This window comes from Acidovorax facilis (genome assembly GCF_050626955.1).
In the GTDB taxonomy this organism is placed as follows: domain Bacteria; phylum Pseudomonadota; class Gammaproteobacteria; order Burkholderiales; family Burkholderiaceae_C; genus Acidovorax; species Acidovorax facilis.
Genome location: NZ_CP192460.1, coordinates 722492 through 736543, shown reverse-complemented (window position 1 = coordinate 736543; position 14052 = coordinate 722492). Strand labels below are relative to the sequence as shown.

Below are 14052 nucleotides of genomic sequence, written 5' to 3'. Positions count from 1 at the left end.
ATCCAAGGGGAGTTGCCAGGGTGCAACAGGGATCTTATCAACAACTTATACACAGTCTGCACAACTACAACGCTGGACAACTTGTGGGTGAGCTGTGGATCGGCTGTGCATGACACCGTCACATCCCGCATCGTGAATCAACGTCCAGCTAATATATGAATTAGCGTTGAACATGGGCCTCTATTCTATCGAAATCAGTTGATAGACCTTCATAAAGTTAGCCAAGGCTAACTTTCGACATCGAAAGAAGGAAAAGACAAAAAAACCAAAATGCCCACACCTCCGACAAAGGCCTGCTGCAAACGTGGGGAAATGGGTCAACCATCCCCCCACATCTGCGCCACAACGCCACTCGTCATCGTCCGGGACGGATCAAGGCATATTGGGCCCACTCGCCGCGCCGATACAGCACATTGATAGGCTTGTTCTTGTCGGCCTTGGCGAGCACAGCCTCAAACTCCTTCACACCAGACACTTCCGTATTGGCAATCGCGAGAATCACATCCCCTTCGCGCAGGCCGGCACGTGCTGCGGCCTCTGTGGCGGTCGCGACCAGCACACCGCCCTTGATCTTGAGCTCCTTTTTCTGGGTGTCTGAAAGTTCCGTGACCGCCAATCCCATTTGCTGTGCAGCAGCCGAAGCCTTGGGTTTCTCCTCACGCTCCGCCGTTTTGGCAGTTGGCTTGTCGGGCTCAATTTCGGCAATGGTGATGCCCAGGTCCCGCGAAGCGCCACGGCGGAACACGGTCATCGTGCTCTTGGTACCAGGCTTGGTATTGCCCACCAGTCGGGGCAGGTCCGCAACCTTCTCGATGGACTTGCCGTCAAAGCGGGTGATGATGTCACCAGCCTCCACGCCCGCCTTGTCTGCGGGTGACCCCGCCTCTACCCCGGTCACCAGCGCACCCTGGGCCTTGCCCAGGCCAATGGACTCCGCAACGTCCTTGGTGACCTGCCCGATCTGCACGCCGATACGGCCCCGTGTCACCCGACCGGATGCGCGCAACTGCTCACTCACGCGGATGGCTTCGTCCATCGGAATCGCGAACGAAATGCCCATGAATCCACCCGAGCGCGAATAGATCTGGCTGTTGATCCCCACCACCTCGCCACGCATGTTGATGAGCGGACCGCCCGAGTTGCCCGGGTTGATGGCCACGTCGGTCTGGATGAACGGGAGATAGTCCCCCGTATCGCGCTGCTTGGCACTCACAATGCCCGCAGTCACGGTGTTCTCCAGCCCAAAGGGCGATCCAATCGCCATCACCCATTCGCCCACCCGCAGACGCCCCACATCACCCACCTTGACGGCAGGCAAGCCCGTGGCCTCGATCTTGACCACCGCCACATCAGTACGCTTGTCCGCACCAATGATCTTGGCCTTGAATTCGCGCTTGTCGGTCAGGGTGACGATCACCTCATCAGCGCCGTCCACGACATGCGCATTGGTCATCACAAACCCGTCCGCAGTCAGGATGAAGCCAGAACCCACGCCGCGCGGCTGCTCATCGTCTTGCGGCCGCTGAGGACGTTGCTGCCTGGGCACATTGGGGATCGGCACGCCAAAGCGGCGGAAGAACTCCATCATCTCCTCGTCCATGCCGTTTGCACTTGCACGGCTCGACGCTTTTTCTACCGTCCGAATATTGACCACCGAGGGCCCCACCTGATCCACCAGATCCGTAAAGTCTGGCAACCCGCGAACCGCTGCAGCAGGTTGTGCCAAGGCAGCTTGGGGCAAAGCCATGCCGCCAGCAGCCCCTGCGAACATGCATGCAAATGCCAGGGAGCGCAGCGCATTTCCATCGAACTTCGACATCATCGACCTTTCGTGATTGATAGCAAATACAGTTATCAAACTGTGTGTAACTGTGAAGAGTGTGCGGCCATTTGGTTCCCGCATCGCAAATGCACTTCGCATGCCCCTGCAAACGGCCCCGCCACAGCGCAGGCTCAAAGACAGCAGCCGCCGGCATCACGCCCGCTGGCCTCAGCGTCAGCGTGTGCGCTCCAATTGACCCGCAAACAGGCGAAGGGTCTGCAAAGGAACCTCCCCCACCGCTGTGAGCCATACATCGGGCAAGACCCGTTGCGCAAGAAGCTGCGTCGCCCCCATACCCGAGACCTGGGGCTGGGAGGGGTGTCGCTGGGGATCAAAGGTCTCGATGAACAGTGATACCGATGCAAGACCATCGGAGTACAGGCACTGCAAGACACCCTGCGCACCGTCGTCAGCAGACACAGCGCGCCGATGGCAGCTCACCGGAACAAAGCCAGCAACCGGCTGACGAAGCACCCAGCCCTCGGCCGTGGCCGTGGTCTTGACCACAACCGGCGCCACCACCTTGTAACCAGCGGTCGCGTCCATCAGCCGTGAAAGCTGCTCCACGCGAACGGGGGCGTTCAAGTCCAACTCCGAGAATGCAGCCTGCTCCAGAACGCGTCCGTTCGCGCCCAAGGTCTGCAGCTTCACAACCAGACCGGTCTCCCGCTCGCTCCACAGCTTGTAGCCAAAACGCAGCGAGTCCACGGGCTTGAACCACACCACGTCGGCAACAAATCCGGCAACGCGCTCTTGGCCCACAGGGCGTGCGGCATAGAACTGGGATATGGAAGTGCCCTCAACCAGCGGAACTCGTGGAAACAGCCCAGAGGCATCCCGTCGATCCGACCGCACCACACGCGACTGGGGCCAGAACGTACGTACCTCGTCGTTGCGCCGAAAAATGGTCCGGGGAGTGCCACTGAGAGCCTCCACGCGCTCCATCTGCTGCGCCCCTTCACAGGCGTGCCAGATGCGTGAACTGGCCATCGCTCCGGAAGCAGCCAGCACCACAAAGGTACCGGCATACGGGCGCGCGCAGGGCGCGCTGTGCATGCGCTCGATCCACTGCAGAATACTGCGCTCCGCAGGCGCGGGAGCCGCGTCTGCTGCAGAAGAAACACCCCCCTCAGCCGACGAGACCCCTGCCGATACGGAGAGTCCTGTCACACACAGGGCAGCAACCACCCCGTGTTTTAACTGCTGCGGCAGTGCTTTCAACCAAACGCACAAAACTCCCGGGTAGCTCATCACACAATCTCACCACGCCAACAAGCCACTCCCGGCTCAGCGGCTGGGCGTCTCAAAGGTGGCATTGCGCAAAAATCCTGCAGGCATCTGCAATGCGGATGTGCTGCCAAACTGCTTGTGTGCCGCCAGCAACTCATCCAGGCGGGGATCCCGAATCATCACCTGCGCTCCGCCATCGGCATCAGCCACTGCGACCACAGGGGCACCGGAGCTGGGGCCATTCGCACCCGACTCGGGAGAGATGGCCAGCTGGGCTCCACCCGCGGCACCGGGTGCGCCATTGCCTTGCAACGTGGCCAGAGAGGTCCAACCAATCGCCGCAACTGCCGCCAGAGACGCAAAACCCGCGACCATTTTCCAGCGAAAGACCGACGCATTGGCAGCTTCCGCCATTGCCGGGGCCACCACATCGACCTGCGGCACAACAGCGGTCGCAGGACGTACGACAGGCCCTTCCTTGGCCAGTTCATCACGCAATCGCGCCATGAAGTTCGGATTGGCAGGTTGCGCGAGGTCGGAAGAACGCAATACATCTCCCACCAAATGGTAGAGCTGCCAAGTGGCATGGCCTTCGGCTTGCGCCGCATAGGCCAGGGCGTCCGCCACCTCGTCCCCATGCAACTGACCATCCGCCAGTGCCGACAATTGCTCGCGCCTGCTTATCTCAGCCACCACAGCACCGCCCACCAATCCATCACTTCGTACAGCGTTGTTCATTTCATTACCTCACCACCGTTTGCCTGACTGGTTCTCAAGCAGAGGACGCACTTTTGCCGAAATGGCCTCTCGCGCCCGAAAAATCCGTGACCGCACCGTGCCGATGGGGCAATCCATGGCCGTCGCAATCTCTTCGTAACTCAGCCCTTCAATCTCGCGCAACGTTACCGCCTGGCGCAGATCGTCGGGCAACGCCTCCATAGCCGCATTCACGGCTTGCGCGATTTCTCGGGCAGCGAGTACGGTTTCGGGGGTTTCGTCGCTGGTTAGTTCGTGTCCGAGGCGGGAAGTTTCATCTTCGTCCTCGTTCCCCCGCAAAGCGTTCTCAGAGATGACCGGATTGCGTTTCATGTCCATGAGCGCCTTCTTGGCGGTATTGACAGCAATCCGGTAGAGCCAGGTGTAGAACTGCGCATCTCCCCGAAACTGGTGCAGCGCGCGGTAGGCCCGGATGAACGTTTCCTGCGCTATGTCTTGAACGATGTCGGTGTCCCGCACCATCCGGCCAATGAGACGCTCGATACGGCGCTGGTACTTGATGACCAGTAACTCATAGGCACGCTGATCGCCCGCTACCGCGCGCTCCACCAGTTGGAGGTCGCTATCTTCGGAAGGGGAAGGCGGAATTACGGTCATGGATACTCAGGATTCACGCCCACGGCTGCTGGCCGGGGCGGTTTCGTCAGCGTTGTCAGCGCCCGGTCTGGCGCGCGAATATACCGCACGCCGCAGATCCAGCCAACGCTCGGGCTGCGCGGAACACGTCAGCCACAACCAGGTGCGGCGGTGCCCCACCGGAATGACATGCAGCCACAGATGTGACTGCAAATCGAGAAGGACTTCAGGAGGTCCGGACAATGCCATCCAGGCCGCCCCGGAGTTCGGAGCCACCAGTGTCCAGGTCTGGCCATCCCAGTGGATACCACCAGAGAATTGACAGAACCAGAAATGGAATGCGCTGGCGGCAGCCAGACACCAGAGACCACCCGCCATCGCTGCGGGCCATGGGGATGCAGCACCACCACTTCGAACGAACCAAGCAACCAGCCCCGCTGCGCTGATCAGCAACAATGCCCCCAGCAAGCCCCCGAACAGGCGGCTGCGCCGCAGGGGGTAAAACACCGAAGGTGGTCGCTGCGAAGTCACACCCACGAAACGCTACCGAGGCTGTGCCGCCTGCTTAGCACGGAACATAGGCCCGTGCTGAGCAACCAACGATTGCAGGATCGCAACAAGACACCACGGCCTCGCCAAGTCGGGCGGCAGAGCACCTGACCCAATGATCAGACGCGCTTGAAAACCAGCGTCCCGTTGGTGCCACCAAAACCGAAGTTATTCTTGACTGCAACGTCGATCTTCATGTCACGCGCCGTGTTGGCGCAGTAGTCCAGATCGCACTCGGGGTCCTGATTCGCCAAATTGATGGTGGGTGGCACCTTTTGCTCATGCAAGGCCAGCACTGTAAAAATGCTCTCAATACCGCCCGCACCACCCAGCAAATGACCGGTCATGGATTTGGTGGAGCTCACCACAGCCTTGTAAGCATGGTCGCCCAAGGCCGCCTTGATGGCATTCGTCTCATTAATATCACCCAGCGGCGTGGAAGTGCCATGGGCGTTGAGGTAGTCAACTTGATCGGCATTCATGCCGGCATTGCGCAGGGCGTTGAGCATGGCACGGCGCGGACCATCCATACTGGGGGCCGTCATGTGGCCTGCATCGGCGCTCATGCCAAAACCACCCAGTTCCGCATAGATCTTGGCACCACGGGCTTTGGCATGCTCGTATTCCTCCAGCACCATGACCCCGGCGCCTTCACCCAAAACAAAACCATCTCGGTCCTTGTCCCAGGGGCGGGAAGCGGTCTTGGGGTCATCGTTGCGGGTAGACAGGGCGCGCATGGCAGCAAAACCACCAATGCCCAGCGGCGACACCGTGGATTCAGTGCCGCCCGCCACCACCACATCCGCATCACCGTATTCGATCATGCGACCAGCCTCGCCAATGCAATGCAGGCCGGTTGTGCAGGCCGTCACGACCGCGAGGTTCGGCCCCTTGAAGCCAAAGCGCATGGACACATGGCCCGCCACCATATTGATGATGGACGCTGGCACAAAGAACGGCGTGATGCGCCGCGGACCGCGACTGACCAGTTCCGCGTGGGTATTCTCGATCAGTGGCAAGCCACCAATCCCCGAACCGATCACGCAGGCTATGCGTGTTGCAAACTCTTCACTGAGCGCTTCACCCGTGGGCAGACCGGCATCTTCAACCGCCTGTGCAGCAGCTGCAATGCCGAAATGGATGAAGCTGTCCATCGCGCGCGCATCCTTGGCGCTGATGTACGACTCCAGGTCAAGACCTTTGACCTCCCCTGCAATCTTGCAGGCAAAGTTCGACGTGTCGAACTTGGTGATGAGGTCAATACCGGATTTTCCGGCAAGGAGATTGGCCCAGGATTCGGCCACCGTGTTGCCCACGGGGCTGACGCATCCCAGGCCGGTCACGACAACGCGACGACGGCTCATGCGTAAAAACCTTCTGTTGATCGCTTGAGTCAGGCGCAGTGCGCCGCTCAGGCCTTCTGGTGGGTGTTGGCGTAGTCGATGGCGTTTTGCACCGTCGTGATCTTCTCGGCGTCTTCGTCAGGGATCTCGATGCCGAATTCGTCTTCCAGTGCCATCACCAGTTCCACCGTGTCGAGCGAGTCGGCACCGAGGTCTGCCACGAAGGCCTTTTCATTGGTGACTTGGGACTCTTCCACACCGAGTTGCTCGGCAATGATTTTTTTGACGCGTGCTTCGATATCGCTCATGGTTTCCCTCTGGGGGTTGTGAATGAATCCGCGATTCTAGCCGCTTAAGGAGAAGCCCCTCAGCAGCCCGCCGTCCGGATGAACCGGCGTTAACTTGTCTCAATTACATGTACATGCCGCCATTGACATGCAACTCCTGCCCGGTCACGTACCCTGCTTCGCGCGAAGCAAGGTAGGCCACGGCATGTGCGATGTCTTGCGGCTTGCCCATATGCCCCAAAGGGATCTGGGCGTTGAGGGCTTTTTGCTGTTCCTCGGGCAGCACCGACGTCATATCCGTCTCGATAAATCCCGGCGCTACGCAATTGACCGTGATGCTGCGGCTGCCCAGTTCGCGGGCCAGTGCACGGGTCATTCCCGCCACTCCAGCCTTGGCCGCCGCGTAGTTGGCCTGACCGGGATTGCCCGATGCCCCCACCACACTGGTGATGCTGATAATGCGCCCGAATCGCTGTTTCATCATCGGGCGAATTGCCGCGCGGCTCACGCGGAAAACCGCCTTGAGATTGGTGTCCAGCACCGCATCCCAGTCATCGTCCTTCATGCGCATGGCCAGGGTGTCGCGGGTGATGCCCGCATTGTTGACCAGCACATGCAGACCACCCTGCTGCTTGACGATGGAATCCATCAACGCCTCGATGGCAGCTCCGTCATTCACGTTCAGATTGGCACCACGGCAGCCGGGGTAGGTCGCCAGGGCCTGGCTGATGCGCTCGGCGCCATCGTCCGTCGTGGCCGTGCCCACCACCTGGTAGCCACGTACCGCCAGCTCGAGCGCAATGGCCGCACCAATGCCGCGCGATGCGCCAGTGACCAACGCCACTTGCGCGGCCGATGAGGATTGCGTCATGCCAACAACTCCCGGGTTTCGGCCAGCGTGGCCATATCAAACAGTGTCGCACCCACCAGCTCAGGATCGATGCGCTTGGTCAGACCCGCCAGCACTTTGCCAGGGCCACTTTCAATAATATGGGTGACCCCCCGGGCCTTGAGGGCCTGCACACACTCCACCCAGCGCACGGGGCCAAAGGCCTGGCGGTAGAGCGCGTCTCGGATCGCCTCAGCGTCCTGCTGCACCGCGACATCCACATTGTTCAGAACCGGAATCTGGGGCGCAGCAAGCGCCACATCCGCCAGCGCCAAGCGCAGCTTCTCAGCGGCAGGCTTCATCAGGCTGGAGTGAAAAGGGGCAGACACCGGCAATGGCAGTGCGCGCTTGGCACCTGCCGCCTTGAGCATTTCGCAGGCCTTTTCGACGCCGGCCTTGGTGCCCGCAATGACCGTCTGGACGGGGTCGTTGAAATTGACAGCCTCAACCACTTCTGCCGTTCCCACACCGAACGAGGCCACTGCCTCGGCACATCCTGCGATGACCTTGGAAGCCTCCATCCCCAAGATGGCAGCCATGGCGCCAGTGCCGACCGGCACGGCCTCCTGCATGGCAGCTGCACGCAGGCGCACCAGCGGCGCCGCCTGGGCCAGCGTCAACACACCTGCGGCAACCAGCGCCGAATACTCGCCCAGAGAATGCCCCGCAACAGCGACAGGGGCAGCACCACCTTCTGCACGCCAGACACGCCATGCAGCCACCCCAGCCACCAGCATCACCGGCTGCGTGTTGGTGGTCAGGGCCAGCGCCTCCTTGGTACCTTCCTTGATCAGCAGGCCGATGTTTTCACCCAGGGCATCCGAGGCTTCCTGCACGGTCTGGGCCACCACCGGGTGATCACCCCATCCGTCGAGCATGCCCACCGATTGCGAGCCTTGTCCCGGAAAGACAAATGCAAAAGACTTCATGAAAAATCCAGAAATATGATTGAAATTGATGCCTAGCGCTTATCCAGCAAGCGCCACAAGCTATAACTTCAGGAGCACCGCGCCCCAGGTAAAGCCGCCGCCCACACCTTCGAGCAGCAGGGTCTCACCCTTTTTGACCTGGCCCGTACGCACCGCATGGTCCAGCGCCAGGGGGATAGAGGCTGCCGAGGTGTTGCCATGCTGGTCCACCGTGACCACCACCTTGTCCATGGACAGCTTGAGCTTGCGGGCCGTGCCCTGCATGATGCGGATATTGGCCTGGTGGGGAATCAGCCAGTCAATATCGGCCTCGGTCAGCCCCGCCTTGGCCAGCACCGCATGCGCGGCCTTCTCCAGCACGCCCACCGCCAGCTTGAAGACAGCCTGCCCGTCCATCTTGAGGACAGGGTCCCCCAGGACCTTGCCACCCGACACGTTGCCGGGCACACACAGGATGCCGACATGTTTGCCGTCGGCATGCAGGTCGCTGGACAGGATGCCCGGCGTTTCCGATGCCTCCAGCACCACGGCACCCGCACCATCACCAAACAACACGCAGGTCGTGCGGTCATTGAAATCCAGAATACGGCTGAAAACTTCTGCCCCAATGACCAGCGCGCGGTTGGCAGCACCCGTCTGGATCATGGCATCCGCCACGGACAGGGCATAGACAAAACCGCTGCACACCGCCTGCACATCAAACGCAGGGCAACCATTGGCTCCCAGCTTGTTCTGCAATATGCAAGCGGCCGAGGGAAACACCATATCCGGGGTGGACGTGGCCACGATGATCAGATCAATGTCGGTCGGCAGAAGGCCCGCTGCCTGCAAGGCATTGCGCGCAGCCTCCAGGCCCAGATCGCTGCAGGCGATATCAGGCGCCGCAAAGTGGCGCGCGCGGATGCCGGTGCGCTCCACGATCCACTCATCTGAGGTTTCGATGCCGCGCTGGGCCAGTTCAGCCACCAGATCAGCGTTGGTCAGCCGGCGCGGGGGCAGGTAGCTGCCGGTGCCGGTAATGCGGGAGTAGCGTCTCATCAATGTGTCATCGTCGCCGCAACGCCAGGCTGGGGCTGGGCATCCGCAGGCACCAGAAGCGGCGCTGCGTGCGCAATCCGGGTCCGGACGCGGTCGAGCAGGTTGTTGCGGGCTGCATCATACGCCCGGTTCAAAGCCTGCTCGAACGCCATTGTGTCAGCCGACCCATGGCTCTTGAACACCAGCCCGCGCAGCCCCAGGAGCGCCGCGCCGTTGTAACGGCGGTAGTCCATGCGCTTCATGAGCGCTTTTAAGATCGGATACGCGGTGATCGCAGCGATTTTAGTGAAGATGTTGCGGGAGAACTCCGTTTTCAGGGCGCCAATGATCATTGATGCCACCCCTTCACTGGCCTTGAGGGCCACATTGCCCACAAATCCGTCGCATACCACGATGTCAACGGTGCCCTTGAAAATGTCATTGCCTTCAACATTTCCATAAAAATTCAAATCACCGGAATTGGCTGCAGATCGCAGCAATTCACCGGCTTTTTTGATTACTTCACTACCTTTGATCGCCTCTTCACCGATATTGAGCAAACCGACGGTGGGCTCCCCGCCATCCCGAAGGACCGAAACCAAGGCAGAACCCATCACGGCAAACTGCAGCAAATGCTCGGCGGAACAATCCACATTCGCCCCAAGGTCCAGCACCGTGGTGGCACCACCTGCGGCGTTGGGCAATTGCGTCGCAATGGCGGGGCGGTCGATGCCGTCCAGCGTCTTGAGGAGATACCGGGCAATAGCCATCAGCGCGCCGGTATTGCCTGCCGAAACGGCCGCAGAGGCCGCGCCATCCTTGACCTGCTGAATCGCCACGCGCATGGAAGAATCTTTCTTCTTGCGCAGAGCCACCTCGACAGGATCATCCATGGCCACCACTTCGGTAGCAGGAATGATCGTGGCACGGTCGTGCGAAAAAGATTTCAGACTATCCACCAGACCGACGAGCAGCAGGCGGGCATCAGGGTGTGTATCGAGAAACTGGCGGCACGCCGCGAGCGTGACGCGGGGGCCATGGTCGCCCCCCATGCAGTCAACAGCCAGTGTGATCATGGGCGACTTGTCCGGCCGGCCAGGAGGGCCGGAAAAATAAATACGACGGTCAAAACAAAGGCCCGCGCTACGGTTTCAGTAGCAACGGGCCTTTGGATGGGGCGAAGATCAGGCTTCAGACTTGTTCTTCAGCACCTGACGGCCACGGTAGAAACCGTTGGGGCTGATGTGGTGACGCAGGTGCGTTTCACCGGTGGTGGGTTCCACAGCAATGCCTGGCACATTCAGGGCATTGTGCGAGCGGTGCATGCCACGCTTGGAGGGGGACTTTTTGTTTTGCTGAACGGCCATGATGGCTCCTGATCTGGAATAGGTTGGTAAAAACGCGATCAGCCCAAAAAGACACGATGGGGTTCGCGTGAAGCCCACGATTATAACCCAAATGATTTTTGGGTCGTCCAATCAGCCCTTGTTGTCTTTGCGCAGTGCGGCCAACGCCGCAAAAGGATTGGGCTTTTCGTCGTTGGCTTCCTCAAAATCGTCGTCCGAAGAAGCCAGTGGTACTGCGGTAGGGCACTCGTCGTGTTTGGGCACCACGGGCAAGGCCATCAGCAACTCATCCTCAATCAGCTCGTGAAGGTCAAACTCGCGGCTCATGGCCAGCAGGTCTTCTTCGCTTTCGTCGTCCAGAGCCTCTGCGGTGGCCTCGTCGGCCACGAAGCGAAACTCACGGTCCACCTCCAGCGGCACATCCACCGGCGTCATGCAACGCTGGCATTCCATGGGGAAGCTCGCAGTAACCTTGATATGCAGCCAGACTTGGCCCATGCCGCCCAGCGCCGTGCGCACTTCGCCCACAGCCTCCCAGTCCACCATCAGGTCCGGGTGCAGGCCCTTGGCCTCCTGGGCCAGGCGTTCGTACTTCAGCAGTGAATCGTGGCCCGCCAGCCGACCGCCCGCCTGTGCAAAGGCTTTCACGTCGAGGCGCTGGGGGGAGAATTCCTTGGTCATGGCGGCAGTGTAAGAGAATCGGCGCATGCATCAATCCCCCCCCCTGAAACGCCCTCTGGTATTGGGCTCCACATCGCGGTATCGGCGTGAATTGCTAGAGCGGTTGAACCTGCCTTTTGACGTCACGGCCCCGGAGGTGGATGAGACCCCCCTGCCCGGCGAAGCCCCTCGCTCACTGGCCTTGCGCCTGGCGCTGGCCAAGGCACGCGCTGTGGCGCAACTCCACCCCGATGCGGTGGTAATCGGCTCCGACCAGGTTGCCGACCTCGCTGGCGAGCCCCTGGGCAAGCCCGGCCACCACGAGCGTGCGGTGGCGCAACTGCGCCAGATGCGCAGCCAGACCGTGGTGTTCCAGACCGCCGTGGCCGTGGTGTGCGCCGCGACGGGTTTCGAGCAGATCGACCTGGCCCCGGTGGAGGTGAAATTCCGTGACCTGTCCGACGCGGAAATCGAGCGCTACCTGCGCGCCGAGCAACCCTACGATTGCGCAGGCAGCGCCAAGAGCGAAGGCCTGGGCATTGCGCTGCTGGATGCCATCCACAGCGACGATCCCACAGCCCTCATCGGACTGCCCTTGATCCGCACCTGCCGCATGCTGCGCGCGGCAGGCTTGGTGCTGCCATGACAAATCCCCCCACCGAACCGCACTCAGGCGCTCGCAAGGGCACGCTTTATCTCGTGCCCGCCCCCCTCGATTTTGGCTGCGACGCCCAGGTCCCGCTGCAGAATGCCTTGCCCTCGGCCACCCTTCAGACGGCTGCACGGCTGACCCAATGGGTGTGCGAGAACGCCAAGAGCGCACGCGCCTACCTCAAACGCATCGACGCACTGCACCCCCTGGCAGCCCCCCTGCAGCAGCAGCAGATCACCGAGCTTCCCCGCGAAGTCCACAAAAAAGGCGACCATGGCGACAAGGGATCAGCCCCGTTCGACGCACGCCCGCTGCTCGCAGCGGCACTGAATGGGCACGACATGGGGCTGATCAGCGAGGCGGGCATGCCTGCAGTGGCCGACCCGGGTTCGTCCGTGGTGCGCGCGGCACACGACCTTGATATCCCCGTTGTACCCCTGGTGGGCCCTGTGTCGCTGCTGCTGGCGCTGGCGGCCAGCGGATTGAACGGGCAAAACTTTGCGTTTGTCGGCTACCTGCCCCAGGACAGCCATGAGCGCATCCAGCGTATCAAGGAGCTGGAAAGCTTGGCCCTCAAGACAGGACAGACCCAGCTTTTCATCGAAACTCCCTACCGCAACGCCGCACTCTGGCAGGCCCTGGTGCAAACGCTGCAGCCCCACACCCGCCTGGCGCTGGCCAGCGGGCTGACGCTGCCCGACGCACGCATCCGCAGCCAGCTCGTGCGGCAATGGCGCCAGCAACCCACGCCCCCAGACAACCGCACCCCTGTCGTGTTTGCTATGGGCCGCTGAGCATGAACCGTCTATTCACTATATTTTTTATAGCTGTTAGCGCTTATGGTTCAAGCGCTGAGGCCATTATTCGTTGTGAATTGAATGGCAAACCCATCAATATTTCCAACGGTTCCGAAACCGCCGGCCAGTCCGGGCTGGTGCGCTGCCGCGAAGAAGACACCGACCACCTCCAGCGCGAGCAGGAACTGCGCGACGGAAAGTTCGTGGGCCTGGAGCGCATGTTCGACCGCGAAGGCCGCCTGCAGCGCGAACGCAAGGTCAACGAACGCGGCAACAGCCACGGCCGGGTGGCCGAGTTCTGGCCCAACGGCCAGGTGCGGCGCGAAGAAACCGCCGACAACGGCCGCACCCAGGGGGCCGTGAGGCGCTTTGACGCCACCGGCCGCGTGGAGCGCGTGTCGTTCCACGGCGGCGGGCAGGAGCTGTTCTATGTGGAAACCAACAGCAAGGGCCAGCCCACACGCCTGTTCTGCCCGCGCACCAGCGTGCTGCCCGAAGACCGCAAACTCTGCGGCTTTGACGGTGCCACTGACACCCTGCTCCATGCAGACAACGGCGCCAAAACCGCGCAGCTGCACTACGACCAGGGCCGCCTGCTGAGCGCGACCGAATGGACCCGCGACGGCATCGTCGCCGCCCAGCAACTCGTGGTGGACGGTCGGCGTGTGCACCGCAGCTTCACCACCGAGGGCGGCAAAAGTGTGCTGCGCGAGGAACGGGTGTTCGCACCGGATGAGCGCACACTCCGCGATACGCGGGGCTCGCTGCTCAGCGCCAAGCGCTACGGCGCATCCGGCCAGCTGATCGAGCAGCGCAGTTTTGCCGATGGGCGGGAGGTTCAGGTCGAGCGCTGGTACCTCAACGGATTGGTGCGAGAGCGCAGCACCTGGACCGGCACCGGTGAGCAGGGGCGCGTGCAGCGCGAGATGTACCGTGACGATGGCAAGCTGGCGCGGCGCGAACAGCTCAATGCCGAGCAATGGCCCGTGGGCACGCAGCAGGCCTTTCACGACAACGGCCGGCTGGCGATTGAAGAACAGTATTCAGCCCCCGATGCCCGGGGACGCACGCGCCTTACGGCCCGCAAGCAGTGGGACGAGACGGGCAAGCTGGTGGCCGACGACACCATCCTGGAAGACGGCTCGCGCCAGCGCAAGGCGGGCGGGCTGGACAGCTAA

General features: G+C 61.5%; 15 protein-coding genes. 3 read left to right on the top strand and 12 right to left on the bottom strand.

Annotation, left to right across the window (positions count from 1 at the left end):
* Window positions 1–355 precede the first annotated feature (355 nt).
* From ACQ4MJ_RS03325 to ACQ4MJ_RS03270, 12 genes are all read right to left on the bottom strand, one after another.
* Window positions 356–1822: a DegQ family serine endoprotease gene (locus ACQ4MJ_RS03325; protein ID WP_431150065.1), complete on the bottom strand. Its 1467-nt coding sequence runs from the start codon at window positions 1820–1822 to the stop codon at window positions 356–358.
* A 174-nt stretch (window positions 1823–1996) separates the two neighbouring features.
* Complete coding sequence (locus ACQ4MJ_RS03320; RefSeq protein WP_431173691.1) at window positions 1997–2992, bottom strand: MucB/RseB C-terminal domain-containing protein; 996 nt, start codon at window positions 2990–2992, stop codon at window positions 1997–1999.
* Window positions 2993–3109: 117 nt separating this feature from the next.
* Window positions 3110–3790: a sigma-E factor negative regulatory protein gene (locus ACQ4MJ_RS03315; RefSeq protein WP_431150068.1), complete on the bottom strand. Its 681-nt coding sequence runs from the start codon at window positions 3788–3790 to the stop codon at window positions 3110–3112.
* 9 nt (window positions 3791–3799) lie between these two features.
* Window positions 3800–4426 carry an RNA polymerase sigma factor RpoE gene (gene rpoE / locus ACQ4MJ_RS03310; RefSeq protein ID WP_055399464.1) on the bottom strand — a complete coding sequence of 209 codons (627 nt, stop codon included), beginning with the start codon at window positions 4424–4426 and terminating at the stop codon, window positions 3800–3802.
* A 647-nt stretch (window positions 4427–5073) separates the two neighbouring features.
* Window positions 5074–6318, bottom strand: coding sequence for a beta-ketoacyl-ACP synthase II (gene fabF, locus ACQ4MJ_RS03305; protein WP_055399467.1), 1245 nt, complete (start codon window positions 6316–6318; stop codon window positions 5074–5076).
* A gap of 47 nt (window positions 6319–6365) precedes the next feature.
* Window positions 6366–6605: an acyl carrier protein gene (gene acpP, locus ACQ4MJ_RS03300; protein WP_003058049.1), complete on the bottom strand. Its 240-nt coding sequence runs from the start codon at window positions 6603–6605 to the stop codon at window positions 6366–6368.
* A 103-nt stretch (window positions 6606–6708) separates the two neighbouring features.
* Window positions 6709–7455 (bottom strand): 3-oxoacyl-ACP reductase FabG, encoded by a 747-nt coding sequence (fabG, locus tag ACQ4MJ_RS03295; RefSeq protein WP_121505749.1) that lies wholly within the window; start codon window positions 7453–7455, stop codon window positions 6709–6711.
* A complete protein-coding gene (fabD, locus tag ACQ4MJ_RS03290) occupies window positions 7452–8402 on the bottom strand; it encodes an ACP S-malonyltransferase (protein WP_431150071.1) in 951 nt (316 codons plus the stop codon). The genes fabG and fabD overlap by 4 nt, the downstream gene beginning before the upstream one ends.
* A 60-nt stretch (window positions 8403–8462) precedes the next feature.
* A complete protein-coding gene (locus ACQ4MJ_RS03285; protein ID WP_306554167.1) occupies window positions 8463–9440 on the bottom strand; it encodes a beta-ketoacyl-ACP synthase III in 978 nt (325 codons plus the stop codon).
* On the bottom strand, window positions 9440–10495 hold the full coding sequence (gene plsX / locus ACQ4MJ_RS03280; RefSeq protein ID WP_431150074.1) for a phosphate acyltransferase PlsX: 1056 nt from the start codon (window positions 10493–10495) through the stop codon (window positions 9440–9442). Before plsX ends, ACQ4MJ_RS03285 begins: the two co-directional genes overlap by 1 nt.
* Before the next feature lie 108 nt (window positions 10496–10603).
* Window positions 10604–10786 (bottom strand): 50S ribosomal protein L32, encoded by a 183-nt coding sequence (gene rpmF, locus ACQ4MJ_RS03275; RefSeq protein WP_005794249.1) that lies wholly within the window; start codon window positions 10784–10786, stop codon window positions 10604–10606.
* 111 nt (window positions 10787–10897) lie between these two features.
* The gene (locus ACQ4MJ_RS03270; RefSeq protein ID WP_121420774.1) at window positions 10898–11446 is read right to left on the bottom strand and encodes a YceD family protein; all 549 of its coding nucleotides are present in this window, start codon (window positions 11444–11446) and stop codon (window positions 10898–10900) included.
* Window positions 11447–11471: 25 nt separating this feature from the next.
* Here ACQ4MJ_RS03270 and ACQ4MJ_RS03265 point away from each other — a divergent pair, with 25 nt between their 5' ends.
* From ACQ4MJ_RS03265 to ACQ4MJ_RS03255, 3 genes are all read left to right on the top strand, one after another.
* The gene (locus tag ACQ4MJ_RS03265; protein ID WP_121505746.1) at window positions 11472–12071 is read left to right on the top strand and encodes a Maf family nucleotide pyrophosphatase; all 600 of its coding nucleotides are present in this window, start codon (window positions 11472–11474) and stop codon (window positions 12069–12071) included.
* Window positions 12068–12871: an SAM-dependent methyltransferase gene (locus ACQ4MJ_RS03260; protein WP_431150078.1), complete on the top strand. Its 804-nt coding sequence runs from the start codon at window positions 12068–12070 to the stop codon at window positions 12869–12871. The genes ACQ4MJ_RS03265 and ACQ4MJ_RS03260 overlap by 4 nt, the downstream gene beginning before the upstream one ends.
* Window positions 12872–12951: 80 nt before the next feature.
* Window positions 12952–14052, top strand: coding sequence for a hypothetical protein (locus tag ACQ4MJ_RS03255; protein WP_431150080.1), 1101 nt, complete (start codon window positions 12952–12954; stop codon window positions 14050–14052).